Below are 13,247 nucleotides of genomic sequence, written 5' to 3'. Positions count from 1 at the left end.
TAAAGAACAGTCTTAGCGGCGTGCGCGCTGCTGCATGCCCTGCTGTTTGTGGCGGTACATGGCGCGGTCGGCCCGGCCGAGCAGCATTTCGATATCCTGCGGATCGTCCGGATGGTGCAGGGCGATGCCGATGCTGGCGCTCAACGCGACGGTGGCGGTCTTCAGGATGAAGGGCTGTTGCAGGACCGGCAGCAGCTTGTCGGCCGCCTCCTGCGCATCGGCGTCGCTGTGCAGCATTTCGAGGATGACGATGAACTCGTCGCCGGCCAGGCGGCCGACGGTATCGGTCTTGCGCACCGCGCCGCGCACGCGCTGGGCGAACTGGCGCAGCAGCTCGTCGCCTTCCTCGTGGCCGTAGCGGTCGTTGACTTGCTTGAAGCGGTCGAGGTCGAGGAAGAACACGGCGCACGTCTGGCGCAGGCGGTTGGCGCGCTGCAGCGCCTCGGGCAGGGCCTGCATCAGCGCGCGCCGGTTGGGCAGGCCGGTGAGCGTGTCGTTCAGCGCCATCTCCTCCATCGAGGCGAACAGTTGCTTGCGCTCGCTGATGTCGTGCAGGAAGGCGATGAACAGGTGGCCGCTGCTGCGCGCCACATAGGCCAGCGAGACTTCGACCGGCAACTCCTGCCCGGCGCGGTTGTGCAGCGTGAGTTCCACCCGGCGGCTCAGCATGGCGGCGGCGATGTCGGCGCTCTCGGCCAGCTGGCGCATGTCGCGTTCGTAAGCGCGGCGCAGCAGCGGCGGCAGCATCATGGCCGCCAGCGGCTGGCCGATCACCTCGTTGCGCTTCCAGCCCAGCAATTGTTCGGCTTGCAGATTCCATTCGCGCACCACGCCGCCCGGATCGAGGGCGATGAAGGCGTCGTGGGCGTTGTCGAGAATGGCTCGCAGTTCGGCCGCGCGTTCCTGCAGCAACTGCTGGGTGCTTTGTTCCTGGGCCAGCGCGCGCTCCAGCTGCAGCGCCTTGCGGGCGATCTCGCGGGTGCGTTCACCGACCGTCGATTCCAGCTTTTCGTTCAGGCTGCGCAGGGCGCCGAGGTGGCCCTGTTCAGTGCGCAGCATTTCATTGAGCGCGCGTGACAGCACCTGCACTTCGTGATAGCCATCGTGCTGCTGCACGTCCGGCAGGCTGACCGCATCAGAAGGCGCGGCCAGGCGCGCTTCGATGGCCCGGCTCAGGGCGTTGAGCGGGCGCGTCAGGCGGCCCGCCACCACGGCGGCGGCCAGCGCCATCGCCACGCCCAGGATGGCGCCCAGCAGCAGGATTTGCCGTTCCAGCGCGCGGGCGCCGGACAGGGCCTGCGCTTCCGGCTGGCGTACCAGGATAGCCCAGGTGAGCGTGGCCGGATCGCCGGGCTGGCCGCTGCGCGCGTAGCCGGTGAGGTAGTCGCGGCCGTCGGCCCAGGTTTCCTTGAGCGCGCCCGAGGCGCCGCTCTGGGCAAGCGTCAGGCTGGCGCTGCTGATCGTTTGTTCCTCCATGCCCTGCGGGCCGAGGATCACGGTGCCGTCGCCGCGCACCACGAAGATCTCGGCCGAATATTGCTGGTCGGCCGGGGCCAGGATGGTTTGCACCATGCGCCGCGCCCAGCCCCAGCTCATGTGTACGCACAGCACGCCCCGGTAGCTGCCGTCCGGGCCGAGCACCGGGCCGGCGGCGTCGACAAAGCGCCATGGGTCGGCGCTGGAGGGAAGTTTCTTGCCCAGCGGGGAGGCCGGGTGGAAGTCGCCCGCGTAGAGTTTGACGCGGCCGTCGCGGAACCATGGGCGGTCGCTGACGTCCACGCCTTCCTGCACGCCCTGGGTGGCGGCGAATACCTTGCCGTCCGGGTCGGTCAGGCCGATCCAGGCGTAGTCGGGGAAGGTTTTTTGCAGGCTTTCGAGCACCTGGCGCACCTCGGCCGGCGTGCGGGCATCGCGCACGCGCGGCAGTTCGCTCAGCAGCGTGACGTCGCCGATGGCCTTGCGCACCACGCCGTTGAGCGAGTCGCGCATCTGCCAGGACAACTGCTGCAGGCGCTGCTCGGCCTCGCGGCGGGCATAGCCGATGGCGAAATGGTCGACCAGGATCAGCAAGGCCAGCACCGTCAGCAACACCGTCGCACTGACGCCGACGGTGACCAGCGTGGTCAGACGGGGACGGGTGGCGGGGGACGGCGGGGACATGGGCTGTACTGGCGGGCCGAAAAGATGTCTTTGAGAAAGTGATTGATTGTAGCATCGCAGGCCGCGTGCACCGCATCGGCATGTGGTTTTTGCATCCTTAAAACACGCTTAAGCTTGCCGCACTGCACAAGAATGTTGCTTGACTTAACTAGAATGATCGTTCATTCTATAGCCTGTGCTTAAATTTTATACAGAAAGCCCACATACTATGGCAGCCTATTTCTGCAAAAAAACCATGCTGCGGACCACCGGTACCGTCGCAATCCTCACCGCAATCGCCATGCTGGCTGGTTGCTCCAAATCCACGACCGAAGCACCTCGCACGCAGCAGGTGGCGGAAGTGGGCGTATTCAAGGTAGCGCAGGAAGCGCTGCAGATCACCACCGAACTGCCGGGCCGCACCGCCGCTTATCAAGTGGCCGAAGTGCGCCCGCAGGTCAGTGGCCTGATCAAGAAACGCCTGTTCGTCGAAGGCGCCGATGTGAAAGCCGGCGTCCCGCTGTACCAGATCGATGCCGCCACTTACCAGGCTTCATACAATGCGGCCAAGGCGTCGCTGTCCAAGGCCAAGGCCAACTTGCTGACCGCCGCGCCGAAAGTGGCGCGCTACAAAGAGCTGGTCGCCATCGAAGGCGTGAGCCGCCAGGACTATGAAGACGCCATCGCCGCCCACGAGCAGGCCAAGGCCGACGTCGAGTCGGCCGCCGCCGCGCTGGAACAGGCCAAGATCAATCTCGATTACACTCACGTCGATGCGCCGATCAGCGGCCGTATCAGCCGCTCAACCGTGACGCCGGGCGCGCTGGTGACCGCCAACCAGACCACCGCGTTGACCACCGTACAGCAGCTGGATCCGATCTACGTCGACGTGACGCAGAGCAGCGAAGACATGCTGCGCCTGAAGCGCGAAATCGAAAGCGGCGGCCTGAAAAAGAACGGCGGCCAGGCCAAGGTGACCTTGCTGCTGTCCGACGGCAGCAAGTACGCCGAAGAGGGCAAGCTGCAGTTCTCCGACGTGTCGGTCGACCCGGGCACCGGCAATGTGACCCTGCGCGCGCTGTTCCCGAATCCGAAGCACGATCTGCTGCCGGGCATGTTTGTGCGCGCGGTGATCGAGTCGGGCGTCAACGAGCACGCCATCGCCGTGCCGCAGCAAGGCGTGACGCGCAATCCGAAAGGCGAAGCGACCGCGCTGGTGCTGAACAAGGAAGGCAAGGTTGAGCAGCGCATCCTGGTGACCGGCAGCACGCTGGGCGCCAAGTGGCTGGTGAAATCGGGCCTGAACGAAGGCGACCTGCTGATCGTTGAAGGCGTGCAGAAAGTGAAACCGGGCGCACCGGCCAACGCCGCCAAGCCTGCCGCCGCCGTTGCCGCCGCCGGCGCTGCGCCCGCCGCCGCGAAAAGCGCGCAATAAGGAGATAGCTCATGTCACGTTTCTTTATTGATCGCCCGATTTTTGCGTGGGTGGTCGCGATTGTCATCATGCTTGCGGGCGTGATTGCCATTCTCGGCCTGCCGATATCGCAATATCCAAGCATTGCGCCGCCGTCGATTTCGATCAGCGGCTCCTATCCGGGTGCTTCCGCCAAGACGGTGGAAGACGCGGTTACCCAGATCATCGAACAGAAGATGAAGGGTATCGACGGCTTGCGCTACATGTCGGCGTCGTCCGATTCGACCGGTGGCGTCAGCATCACGCTGACCTTCAAGAGCGGCACCAATCCCGACATCGCGCAGGTGCAGGTGCAGAACAAGCTGCAACTGGCGACGCCGCTGTTGCCGGCCGTGGTGCAGCAGCAAGGCCTGGTAGTGGCCAAGGCCACCAAGAACTTCCTGATGGTGCTGGGCTTCGTGTCCGAAGACGGCAGCATGAAGCAGGCCGACATCGGCGACTACGTGGCCGCCAGCGTGATCGATCCGATCTCGCGCGTGGAAGGCGTGGGCGATGTCACCAACTTCGGTTCGCAGTACGCCATGCGCATCTGGCTGGACGCCGCCAAGCTGCAAAGCTATCAATTGACGCCGGCCGACATCTCCACCGCCATCTCCGCGCAGAACACCGAAGTCTCGGCCGGTGAGCTGGGCGGCCTGCCGGCCATCAAGGGCCAGCAGCTGAACGCCACCGTGACCGCGCAAAGCCGTCTGCAAACCGCCGAACAATTCGGCGCCATCCTGCTGAAGACCACCGCCAGCGGCGCCACCGTGCACCTGCGCGACGTCGCTCGCATGGAGCTGGGCAGCGAAAACTACAACATCCTGGCGCGCTACAACGGCAAGGCCGCTTCCGGCGTCGCCATCAAGCTGGCCACCGGCGCCAACGCGCTCGATACCGCCAACGCCGTCAAGGCCAAGGTCGCCCAGTTGGAGAAGCAGTTCCCGCAGGGCCTGAAAGCCGTGGTGGCTTTCGATACCACCCCGTTCGTCAAGCTGTCGATCGAGGAAGTGGTGAAGACGCTGGTGGAAGCGGTCATCCTGGTGTTCCTGGTGATGTACCTGTTCCTGCAAAACTTCCGCGCCACGCTGATTCCAACCATGGCCGTGCCGGTGGTGTTGCTGGGTACTTTTGCCATCTTGTCGGCGCTCGGTTATTCGATCAACACACTGACCATGTTCGCCGTGGTGCTGGCGATCGGCCTGCTGGTCGATGATGCGATCGTGGTGGTGGAGAACGTTGAACGCGTGATGACGGAAGAGGGCTTGTCGCCGCTGGAGGCAACCCGCAAGTCGATGAGCCAGATCAGCGGCGCGCTGGTGGGTATCGCCATGGTGCTGTCGGCGGTGTTCGTGCCGATGGCCTTCTTCAGCGGTTCGACCGGCGTGATTTACCGCCAGTTCTCGATCACGATTGTTTCGGCCATGGTGCTGTCGGTGCTGGTGGCGATGATCTTCACGCCGGCGCTGTGCGCCACCATTCTGAAGCCGGTGGAAAAAGGTCATCACCTGACCAACAAGGGTTTCTTCGGCTGGTTCAACCGCACGTTCGAGCGCAGCACCAACAAGTACCAGGGTTTGGTCGGTTCGATCCTGAACCGCAGCGGCCGTTCGCTGCTGGTGTATGGCCTGATCGTCGCGGTGCTGGCGGTGGTGTTCATGCGCTTGCCGACGTCCTTCCTGCCGGAAGAAGACCAAGGCGTGCTGTTCTCGCAGATCCAGCTGCCGACCGGCGCTACGCAGGAACGCACGCTGAAAGTGATCGAGAAAGTCGAGAACCACTTCCTGACCGAAGAGAAGGACGCAGTCGCTTCCGTGTTCGCGGTGGCCGGCTTCAGCTTCAGCGGCAATGGCCAGAACAGCGGCATCGCCTTCGTGCGCATGAAGGATTGGTCCGAGCGTCCGGGCGCCGCCAACCGCGTCAACGCGATTGTCGGCCGCGCCATGGGCAAATTCTCGCAGATCAAGGACGCGATGGTGTTCGCCTTCGCGCCGCCTGCGGTGCTGGAACTGGGTAACGCCAGCGGCTTCGATTTGCAGCTGCAGGATATCGGCGGCGTCGGTCACGAAGCGCTGATGGGCGCGCGCAACCAGATGCTGGGCATGGCGTCCAAGAGCCCTGTGCTGGTGGGCGTGCGTCCCAACGGCCAGGAAGATACGCCGCAGTACAAGATCACCGTCGACCAGCAGAAAGCCATCGCTTTGGGCCTGTCGGTGGCGGACGTGAACAAGGTGTTGAGCAACGCCTGGGGTAGCGCCTACGTCAACGACTTCGTCGACCGTGGCCGCGTGAAGAAGGTGTACCTGCAAGGCTCGGCCGATTCGCGCATGACGCCGGAAGACCTGAACAAGTGGTTCGTGCGGAACGCCGACGGCCAGATGGTGCCTTTCTCGGCCTTCTCGACCGGCAAGTGGATCTACGCTTCTCCGCGCCTGGAACGCTACAACGGCTTGCCGTCGACCGAGATCCTGGGGGCGCCTGCGCCGGGCCAAAGCTCGGGCGCCGCCATGGCGGAAATCGAGAAGCTGGCGGCGCAACTGCCGCCGGGCATCGGCTACGAGTGGACCGGCTTGTCGACCGAAGAGCGCGACTCCGGCTCGCAGACCACGCAGCTGTATGCGATCTCGATCCTGATCGTGTTCCTGTGCCTGGCCGCGCTGTATGAAAGCTGGTCGGTGCCGTTCTCGGTGCTGCTGGTGGTGCCGCTGGGCGTGGTGGGCACGGTGCTGTCGACTTATGTGTTCAAGCTGTCGAACGACGTCTACTTCCAGGTCGGCCTGCTGACCGTGATCGGCCTGGCGGCGAAGAACGCGATCCTGATCGTGGAATTCGCCAAGGAGCTGCAGGAGCAGGGCGTGGAACTGAAGGAAGCGACGTTGCAGGCGGTGAAGCTGCGCCTGCGTCCTATCCTGATGACCTCCATCGCCTTCGGCCTGGGCGTGCTGCCGCTGGCGATCAGCAGCGGCGCCGGTTCCGGCAGCCAGAACGCGATTGGCGTCGGCGTGTTGGGCGGTATGCTGACGGCCACTTTCCTTGGCATCTTCTTCGTGCCGTTGTTCTTTGTACTGGTGCGCGGCTACTTCACGCCGAAGAAGGCCGCCCCTGCAACTGTTGAGGTGCATTGATATGAAAAAGTCCTTATTCACGATGGCGGCGGTAGCCGTGCTGGCCGGCTGCAGCCTGGCGCCGGTGTATGAACGCCCGGCGCAACCGGTGCCGCAAGCCTTCCCTGCGGGCGCAGCCTACCAGGGCGTGCCTGCCGCCGCCGCAGATGCCAAGCCGGTGTCGCAAATCCAGTGGCGCGACTACTTCTCCGACGAGAAGCTGCGCAAGGTGATCGAGCTGGCGCTGGTGAACAACCGCGACCTGCGCGTCTCGGTGCTGAACATCGAAAAGGCCAAGGCCCAATACGGCATCGAGACGGCAGCGCTGCTGCCGCGTCTTTCGGCCAACGTCGGCCAGAGCGCGTCGCGCACGCCGACCAATATGACCGGCACCGGCGAGGCGGCCATCAACCGCCAGTACAACGGCGGGCTGGTGATGTCCTCGTATGAGCTGGACTTCTTCGGCAAGGTGCGCAACCAGTCCGAGGCCGGCTTGCAGAGCTACCTCGGCACCGAGGAAGCGCGCCGCACGCAGCAGATCACGTTGGTGTCGGAAGTGGCGAACGCCTACCTGACCCTGATCGCCGATCAGCAGCGCCTGAAGCTGGCGCAGGAAACCCTGAAAAGCCAGCAGACCAGCTACGACTTGAGCAAGAAGCGCTTCGACCTGGGCGTGGTGGCGGGCACCGACATGTACGATGCGCAGACCACGCTGGAATCGGCGCGCAACGACGCGGCGGTCTACACCGCGCAGGTGGCGCTGGACCAGAACGCCCTGACCCTGCTGGTGGGCGGCGCGGTGCCGGACGAGCTGCTGCCGACCGGTGACCTGAACGAAGTCACCCAGCTGGCGGCTATTCCGGCCGGCCTGCCGTCGGACCTGCTGCAAACGCGTCCCGACGTGCAGCAAGCGGAGCGCGCACTGCGCGCCGCCAACGCCAATATCGGCGTGGCGCGCGCCGCCTTCTTCCCGAGCATCTCGCTGACGGCGTCGGGCGGCAGCGCCAGCTCGACCTTGTCCGGCCTGTTCAAGTCCGGCTCGGGCACGTGGAGCTTTGCGCCGTCGATCAACCTGCCGATCTTCGACGGTGGCGTCAACCGCGCCAACCTGAATATCGCCAAGGCCGACCGCGACATCTCGGTGGCGCAGTACGAAAAAGCCGTGCAGACGGCGTTCCGCGAAGTGGCCGATGCGCTGGCCACGCGCGGCACGCTGGATGAGCGCCTGGCTTCGCAGCAGGCGCTGGTGGCGGCGGCACAGAAGAGCTACGACATCAACCAGGCGCGCTACAGCAAGGGTGCGGATACCTTCCTGAACGCGCTGGTGTCGCAACGCGCCTTGTATTCGGCTCAGCAGGGACTGATCTCCACGCGCCTGGCCAAGACCGGCAACGCCGTCACCCTGTACAAGGTGCTGGGCGGTGGTTGGCAGCCGGAATTGCCGCCGCAGCCGCGCGGCTGAACGTTATAATCGACTGCCCCAGGCAAATTACCCAAGGATCGTTCCATGAAATTCGACGTCAAACGGCGCACAGACCCGGAAAGGGCGCAGAACCGCCGCAACCAGGTCTTGCAGGCGGCCGCTGTGTGCTTCGCGCGCAGCGGCTTCCATGGCGCCAGCATGTCCGAGATTTCCAAGGAAGCGGGCATGAGCGCGGGCCACATCTACAACTACTTCGAGAACAAGGAGGCCATTGTCATGGCCTTCGTCGACCTCGAAATAGAGCACGTGACCTCGCAGCTGCGCGAACTGGAAGGCAAGGACGATCCGCTGCAGTCGATGATCGATGACGCGCCCAAGCATCTGGACGACAACCTGGACCCGCAGTACTTCCAGCTGCCGCTGGAGATGTTTGCCGAAGCTGCGCGCAATCCCAAGATCGCCGAAGCCTTGCGCGCCGGCGATCAGGCGGCGATGGATCGCTTCCGTCCCATCATCAAACGCGAGCGTGAACGGCGCGGCCTGCCGGTGGACGATGCGCTGCTCGACGGCCGCATCGACACGGTGGTGTCGCTGTTCCATGGCCTGCCGATCCGCGCCTTGCATCGCCCGCAGATCAATCGTGAAGCGCTGGTGGAAGGCTACCGTGTAGCATTGACGGCTCTGCTGCTGACCTGAACAAATCTTTAAAGGAGTGCCCATGACTTCCTACGTTATTCCCGCCCAAGACATCGTCGGCCTGCCGGTTGCCGGCACCGTCGATCTGTTCCCGGTGCGCCGCGTGTACTGCGTCGGCCGCAACTACGCCGGCCATGCGCGCGAGATGGGTTCCGACCCTGAGCGCGAACCACCATTCTTCTTCTGCAAACCGGGCGACGCGCAAGCCGTGGTGCAGGCCGCGCCGAACCGCATACTGGAGCTGCCGTATCCGCCGCAGACCAGCAACCTGCACTACGAGTGCGAACTGGTGGTCGCCATCGGCAAGGGCGGCGCGAATATTTCGGTGGACGATGCGGCGTCGCACATCTTCGGTTACGCCGTCGGCTTCGACATGACGCGCCGCGACCTGCAATTCAAAATGCGCGATGCGGGCCGTCCGTGGGAAATCGGCAAAGCCTTCGACTACTCAGCGCCGATCGGCCTGATACACCGCGCTGAAGACGCCGGCGACATCAACCACGCCGCGATCCAGCTGGACCTCGATGGCGTGACCAAGCAATCGTCGTCGATCTCGCATTTGATCTGGTCGATCAATGAAACCATCGCCAACTTGTCGACGCTGTTCACGCTGGCGCCGGGCGACCTGATTTTCAGCGGCACGCCGGAAGGTGTGGGCGCGGTGGTGCGCGGGCAGGTGCTGGAAGGTAAAGTGGCGGGCTTGTCGCCGATCACGGTCAAACTGGTATAAGCCGGTCGATGGCGGTGAGCGCCGCGAGTGCGTTCGCCGCCAGCCCGACATCGCGCGGGCCGGCCACCTGCGGCTCGCGCGGATTAATCCGGATCATGCGGCCGTTGTGGTGGGCGACCACGGCCTGGCCGAAATGCCGCACCGACGGAATCGCCGTGCCGGCGCCGATTTCCACCACCAACGGGCGTTCCGCTTTTTGCAGCAGCCGATGCAGCCGCGCTTCCTGTGCGGCGGCGCGCTGCTCGTTCCAGCCCCAATCGCCAAACATCAGAATATTCGGCCGTGCCAAAGCGCCGCAGTGCGGGCAGATGGGCGGCTGGTTCAATAGGCGGCAAGCTTCCTTGTCGATCTGCGGCGTGTAATCGTCGGCGCTCCAGATATCCACGCCGCATGGCTCCAGGCACTGCAGGTGATGAATCGAACCGTGGCATTCATAGATACGCTGGGGATCGAAACCGGCGGCCTGGAAGTGGCCGTCCACATTGCTGGTGAAGACGCCATATCCGTGCGCCATGCGCTCGCCCCATTTCCTCAGCAGCGCGAAGCCTTCATGCGGCGTGGTCGCGCGGTAGAGATTGAGCCGGTGGCCATAGAAGCCCCAGGCCAGTCTCGGATCATCGCGGAAAGTGGTGGGCGAGGCTACGCTGGTGAACTCCATGCCGGTCCGTCCAAGCGCCGGGTAAGCCTGCCAGAATCCCTGGTTGCCGCGAAAATCCGGCAAGCCCGAATCGACGCCCATGCCGGCGCCGGCGGCCACGATCAGCAGATCGGCCTGGGCGAGGAGGGCGGCGGCGCGCTCGATATCAGCGGTGTTCATGTGAGTATCTTAATCGTGCGAAGCAAACATGACAAATACTTAAAGCCGCTGCTATAATTATGCGGTTAGTCGGGGCGTAGCGCAGCCTGGTAGCGTACGTGCATGGGGTGCACGGGGTCGGAGGTTCGAATCCTCTCGCCCCGACCAACAATCAAATCCAAAATTTAGGCCAATCATCTGATTGGCCTTTGTCATTTTTGGGCCAGCTCTTGGCTTGTCCATATCGCCTATTGTCCGAGCTGGGGGCAGGAACTTACACAAGGCGCGCTACGCCGTCAGTGCGCTAGCTAACAGTTCTAAAAAGAAATAAAAGTGGACATTTAACCATGCACGATTGAAATTTAACAATTGTGAAAATTGTTATTGATATTCTAAATATGCAATTCAATCATTGTTTAATTAACCACCACTTAAATCTGGAGCACTCCATGAAACTGAAATTCGCCGCCGCCGCCGCCCTGCTTGCTACTTCCTTTGGCGCCTCCGCTGCCGTCTACGATTTGGGCGCACTGTCGCCACTGGGTTTTGATTCGTGGGGTGAGTCGACCGTGCGCCTGGCATCCGGCACGCAGATCGACGACACCTGGACCTTCACCCTGCTGGCGGACTCGACCGCTTCGTTCCTGGCAGCGCAGACCTTCGCTGTGTCCAGTGGTGCGATCAAGGATTTCAGCGCCGAGCTGATGGGCACCAGCTTCGGTCCGGTGCTGTCGGATACCACCTCGCAAAAGCTGAGCTGGGGCGGTACGCTGGCAGCCGGCACCTATTCGGTTCACGTTACCGGCCTGACCGCCGCTGACCGCACCACTTACGTGGGTTCGGTATCGGCGATGCCAGTACCGGAACCAGAAACCTACGCCATGATGCTGGGCGGCCTGGGTATCCTGGGTTTCGCGGCACGTCGCAAAGCTAAAAAAGCAGTATAAGTACAGCGCCAAGTAGAGCCCTACGTTTTATGAAGCCCATTGCGTCTAGCAGTGGGCTTTTTGTATTGCGCATCTGAATTGCGAACTCAGGAATGATGGAAAACTGATATCGTCGTTAGAGTCCGAATTTCTTCAACAGTACCGGCAACAGTTGTGTCAGAAGGAAGGCGCTGACTATCCATATGATGATGGAATATTTAGCTTCCATCACATCAGCCTTGGTTGCATAGTTGGACTTGATCACGGCCACGTCGGTTTTGACGATAGCTAACTCCGCTTCAAGTTTTTGTATGCGTGGTTCCATCGGTTGATCATAGGCGTGATGATTTCCGTCGTCAAATTGCTCAGACATAACGTACCTCATCGGGAAATTGGACTGCCTCATCGATGGCGATCCGCCCTTCAGGTAGGAGTTTGAGATTTCTCAATCATGCGCGATGGATTAGCTGCGTCATCCATAATGCCCTCTCCATCATTGCAGGAGAACGGCATGCCTTTTTACCGCGTCTGGTATCAGAACAAAACCGAACCTTTTGAATTCTCCACCGCCGGCATCAGCCGGGAGGAGGCGATTGTCGAGCGGATTCTCGCGCGGGAGAATATCGCCGCTGCGGAGACGGGCGCGAATGCGCCTTCCTTGTCGGAGCTGATTGCGAAGAATAATCTGGGGCCGGTCCGCTACACGGAAGATGAAAGCGAACCGCAGACGATCGCCTAGCCGCGCGCCGGCTCCTTGTGGAAGCGGCCGTCCTTCATGATGGCGTGCAGGCGGCTGCGGTCCTGCAGGATGGTGATGTCTTGCAGCGGGTCGCCGTCGACCAGCAGCAGGTCGGCCAGGTAGCCGGGCTTGATGCGGCCGAGCAGGTGGCCCATGCCCATCAGTTCTCCGCCCAGCCGCGTGGCCGCTTCCAGCGTTTCGCACGGCGTGTAGCCGAAGTGGCGCACGAACAGTTCGAGGTCGCGCGCGTTGCGGCCAGTGGGATTGAACGGGAAGCCATAGTCGCCGCCCGGCAGGACGCGCACGCCGCGCCGGCGCAGTTCCGGTATTAGTTCGCGCTGGCGGGCCAGCACCAGCGCCGCGCTGCGTTTCATCTCCGTCATGTCGATGCCTTCCGGCGGCTCGGTGTCGAGCGTAGCCTGGATGATGCCGACCGCCGGGCCGACGAAGATTTCGTCGCGCTTGTATTCCATCATGTCCAGCGCTTCCACGTCCGCCCAGGTGCAGTGATACAGCACGCGGAAGTTGGCGCGCAGGGCCATCTTCACCGCCGCCGCAGCCTGCGCATGCGCCGCCAGCCACACGCCCGAGATGCGCGCCTGGTCGCCGGCCGCATCGGCTTCCTCCTGCGTGTACAACAGCTCCTGCGAACTGCCCGGTTTCAGCGCGTCCTCGCCCGACAATAAAAACTTGACCGACTTGGCGCCCAGTGTGGCGCATTCGCGCACAAAAGCGCGCACCGCTTCCGGGCCGCTGCCGTGCGGATCGACCTTGCCGCCGTCGAAGGTGCCGGAGGTCGGCGGTTCGCGTTCGATCGATGAAGCGATCAAGCGCGGACCTGGCATGCCGCCGCTTTGGATGAATGAGTTCAGCGTCACTTCGATGGTCTTGCTCAACGCCCCCGCCGAGTAGGCGCTGGTGTAGCCGTGATCGAGTAGGATGCGGGCGTTGCGCGCGGTGGTCAGGATCAGGTCTTCCGGCGGCAGCGACAGGCGCGGCACCAGCCGCTCCACGGAACTGGGCCAGGACAGGTGCGCGTGCGCTTCCACCAGGCCGGGCATCAGGGTGCGGCCGCCGCCATCGACGATGCGGTCCGCCACGCCGCTCAACGACGCCAGGTCCGCTCCAAGTTCGACGATGCTCGAACCCTCGATGCGCACGGCGCCGACGCCCGGCAGCGGTCCGCTGCCGTCAAAAATATTCACGTTGTGAAAAACGATGCCGGGCATGGCATTCCTTCC

The 13,247-nt window shown here is 63.3% G+C and carries 11 protein-coding genes and 1 tRNA gene; 8 read left to right on the top strand and 4 right to left on the bottom strand.

Annotation, left to right across the window (positions count from 1 at the left end):
- Positions 1–12: 12 nt before the first annotated feature.
- The gene (locus ACXZ1M_RS05050) at positions 13–2,160 is read right to left on the bottom strand and encodes a diguanylate cyclase domain-containing protein (RefSeq protein WP_459052100.1); all 2,148 of its coding nucleotides are present in this window, start codon (positions 2,158–2,160) and stop codon (positions 13–15) included.
- Positions 2,161–2,395: 235 nt separating this feature from the next.
- Here ACXZ1M_RS05050 and ACXZ1M_RS05045 point away from each other — a divergent pair, with 235 nt between their 5' ends.
- The 5 genes from ACXZ1M_RS05045 to ACXZ1M_RS05025 are packed head-to-tail and all read left to right on the top strand — an operon-like array spanning position 2,396 to position 9,545.
- Positions 2,396–3,574, top strand: a complete 1,179-nt coding sequence (locus tag ACXZ1M_RS05045; RefSeq protein WP_459052099.1) for an efflux RND transporter periplasmic adaptor subunit — start codon at positions 2,396–2,398, stop codon at positions 3,572–3,574.
- A gap of 11 nt (positions 3,575–3,585) precedes the next feature.
- A complete protein-coding gene (locus tag ACXZ1M_RS05040; RefSeq protein ID WP_459052098.1) occupies positions 3,586–6,717 on the top strand; it encodes an efflux RND transporter permease subunit in 3,132 nt (1,043 codons plus the stop codon).
- A 1-nt stretch (position 6,718) separates the two neighbouring features.
- Complete coding sequence (adeC, locus tag ACXZ1M_RS05035) at positions 6,719–8,158, top strand: AdeC/AdeK/OprM family multidrug efflux complex outer membrane factor (protein ID WP_459052097.1); 1,440 nt, start codon at positions 6,719–6,721, stop codon at positions 8,156–8,158.
- A 45-nt stretch (positions 8,159–8,203) separates the two neighbouring features.
- Positions 8,204–8,815, top strand: a complete 612-nt coding sequence (locus ACXZ1M_RS05030; protein WP_459052096.1) for a TetR/AcrR family transcriptional regulator — start codon at positions 8,204–8,206, stop codon at positions 8,813–8,815.
- A gap of 22 nt (positions 8,816–8,837) precedes the next feature.
- On the top strand, positions 8,838–9,545 hold the full coding sequence (locus ACXZ1M_RS05025) for a fumarylacetoacetate hydrolase family protein (protein WP_459052095.1): 708 nt from the start codon (positions 8,838–8,840) through the stop codon (positions 9,543–9,545).
- Here ACXZ1M_RS05025 and ACXZ1M_RS05020 read toward each other — a convergent pair.
- Entirely contained in the window at positions 9,532–10,362 is an 831-nt protein-coding gene (locus tag ACXZ1M_RS05020) for an SIR2 family NAD-dependent protein deacylase (protein WP_459052094.1), read from the bottom strand. The genes ACXZ1M_RS05025 and ACXZ1M_RS05020 overlap by 14 nt on opposite strands.
- A gap of 70 nt (positions 10,363–10,432) precedes the next feature.
- On the opposite strand from ACXZ1M_RS05020, the gene ACXZ1M_RS05015 reads away from it, so the two are divergent.
- Positions 10,433–10,509: transfer RNA gene (locus tag ACXZ1M_RS05015), tRNA-Pro, on the top strand.
- A gap of 281 nt (positions 10,510–10,790) precedes the next feature.
- Entirely contained in the window at positions 10,791–11,288 is a 498-nt protein-coding gene (locus ACXZ1M_RS05010; protein ID WP_459052093.1) for an FxDxF family PEP-CTERM protein, read from the top strand.
- 115 nt (positions 11,289–11,403) lie between these two features.
- On the opposite strand, the gene ACXZ1M_RS05005 is transcribed toward ACXZ1M_RS05010, so the two are convergent.
- The gene (locus ACXZ1M_RS05005; protein WP_459052092.1) at positions 11,404–11,640 is read right to left on the bottom strand and encodes a hypothetical protein; all 237 of its coding nucleotides are present in this window, start codon (positions 11,638–11,640) and stop codon (positions 11,404–11,406) included.
- A 138-nt stretch (positions 11,641–11,778) separates the two neighbouring features.
- Here ACXZ1M_RS05005 and ACXZ1M_RS05000 point away from each other — a divergent pair, with 138 nt between their 5' ends.
- Complete coding sequence (locus ACXZ1M_RS05000) at positions 11,779–12,006, top strand: hypothetical protein (protein ID WP_459052091.1); 228 nt, start codon at positions 11,779–11,781, stop codon at positions 12,004–12,006.
- Here the strand turns inward: ACXZ1M_RS05000 and ACXZ1M_RS04995 are convergent.
- On the bottom strand, positions 12,003–13,235 hold the full coding sequence (locus ACXZ1M_RS04995) for an amidohydrolase family protein (protein WP_459052090.1): 1,233 nt from the start codon (positions 13,233–13,235) through the stop codon (positions 12,003–12,005). The genes ACXZ1M_RS05000 and ACXZ1M_RS04995 overlap by 4 nt on opposite strands.
- Between the last annotated feature and the right edge of the window lie 12 nt (positions 13,236–13,247).

The sequence above is a fragment of the Duganella paludis genome (assembly GCF_054461335.1).
The sequence above is the reverse complement of the archived record's forward strand: the minus strand, read 5'-3'. Positions and strand labels throughout refer to the sequence as shown.

Excerpts from the sequence above, each read along its gene's own strand:
- ACXZ1M_RS05020 (WP_459052094.1), bottom strand. The coding sequence starts at position 10,362 with ATGAACACCGCTGATATCGAGCGCGCCGCCGCCCTCCTCGCCCAGGCC.
- ACXZ1M_RS05030 (WP_459052096.1), top strand. The coding sequence starts at position 8,204 with ATGAAATTCGACGTCAAACGGCGCACAGACCCGGAAAGGGCGCAGAAC.
- adeC (WP_459052097.1), top strand. The coding sequence starts at position 6,719 with ATGAAAAAGTCCTTATTCACGATGGCGGCGGTAGCCGTGCTGGCCGGC.
- ACXZ1M_RS05050 (WP_459052100.1), bottom strand. The coding sequence starts at position 2,160 with ATGTCCCCGCCGTCCCCCGCCACCCGTCCCCGTCTGACCACGCTGGTC.
- ACXZ1M_RS05010 (WP_459052093.1), top strand. The coding sequence starts at position 10,791 with ATGAAACTGAAATTCGCCGCCGCCGCCGCCCTGCTTGCTACTTCCTTT.
- ACXZ1M_RS05040 (WP_459052098.1), top strand. The coding sequence starts at position 3,586 with ATGTCACGTTTCTTTATTGATCGCCCGATTTTTGCGTGGGTGGTCGCG.
- ACXZ1M_RS05005 (WP_459052092.1), bottom strand. The coding sequence starts at position 11,640 with ATGTCTGAGCAATTTGACGACGGAAATCATCACGCCTATGATCAACCG.
- ACXZ1M_RS05045 (WP_459052099.1), top strand. The coding sequence starts at position 2,396 with ATGCTGCGGACCACCGGTACCGTCGCAATCCTCACCGCAATCGCCATG.
- ACXZ1M_RS05025 (WP_459052095.1), top strand. The coding sequence starts at position 8,838 with ATGACTTCCTACGTTATTCCCGCCCAAGACATCGTCGGCCTGCCGGTT.
- ACXZ1M_RS04995 (WP_459052090.1), bottom strand. The coding sequence starts at position 13,235 with ATGCCCGGCATCGTTTTTCACAACGTGAATATTTTTGACGGCAGCGGA.
- ACXZ1M_RS05000 (WP_459052091.1), top strand. The coding sequence starts at position 11,779 with ATGCCTTTTTACCGCGTCTGGTATCAGAACAAAACCGAACCTTTTGAA.